Annotated in this window: 1 protein-coding gene; it reads left to right on the plus strand. The window is 52.6% G+C overall.

Annotation, left to right across the window (positions count from 1 at the left end):
- A partial coding sequence (locus GKF99_RS08520) for a PEPxxWA-CTERM sorting domain-containing protein (RefSeq protein WP_154273154.1) occupies positions 1 to 586 on the plus strand: 586 nt, incomplete at its 5' end.
- Between the last annotated feature and the right edge of the window lie 449 nt (positions 587 to 1,035).

A 1,035-nucleotide genomic window follows, 5' to 3' on the forward strand; every position in this document is an offset into this window, starting at 1 on the left:
CTTTGGCGGCAACGACGTCTTTGGCGCAAAAGGGGTGTTTGGCCCTGTAGGCGCGACCGGGTCATACCCGGATATCAGCAGCTATCTGCAGGCAGCTGCCCAGCAATATGTAAGCAGGATCCAAGAGCTCAATAACCTTGGCGCTCGAAACATCCTCTTCACCGATTTCCCTATGGCAGGCGATCCGCTGACGATCGAAGCTAATGGCTACCTCGCCACCGCACTCAAAGGCCTGACGCTGAGCGCGGGCACGGATCTGTTTCAATACAGTCTTAACGATCTCAACCAGCGCGCTCTCACCGATCCGGCTTCGCTCGATCTCCCTCCGCTACGCTTCGACACCAACTGTGTTGCAGCAGGCGCGCAAGCGACCGGGTGCGCAGGCTTCTTCTCATTTGACGGAGTACATGTAACAGCCGCTGTGCAAGCCGCCGGCTACAAAGACATGGACCGCAAGTTTGGGCTGACGATGGCACAGGCGGTACCAGAACCGCAAAGCTGGGTAATTATGCTTATGGGCTTTGGGGTTATCGGTGGTGCGCTACGCTATCGCCCTGCCAAGGCGCCACGCTCCGCCGCAGGCTAACGGCATTGTTACGCCGATCGGGACATACCAACGTCCCGATCGGCACCGACCTTCAGTAACGTCAAAGCCAGTTATAGATCTGCAGACTGGCTGAGTCGCTTTGCATGCCGGGAGGTTACCGTTGCGACGATCACGTGAAAAAGCTCGTTATGAGCCTCGTCTTCCACGTTAACCCGCCAATGCCCATCATCCGCAAAACCCGGATGATCAATAAGATACGAAGCCAAGTACTTTACCGCTTGATTTCGTGCATCTGAAAGTGACTCACACGTGATCGTCTTGTAAATGTTTTTCTCACCAGCAAAGCTAAATATGTATGTATTCATAAAGCAACCAATTCTGCTGGTATGCACTAATTATTGCCTAGATTTATACTTGTATCAGTAACACAGTATATATTCAAGTCAAGCCTGTAATTTATCACACGCATGGACGCGGGCTGATAAACT

This window comes from Finegoldia sp. BIOML-A2, assembly GCF_009678315.1.
Lineage (GTDB): Bacteria > Bacillota > Clostridia > Tissierellales > Peptoniphilaceae > Finegoldia > Finegoldia magna.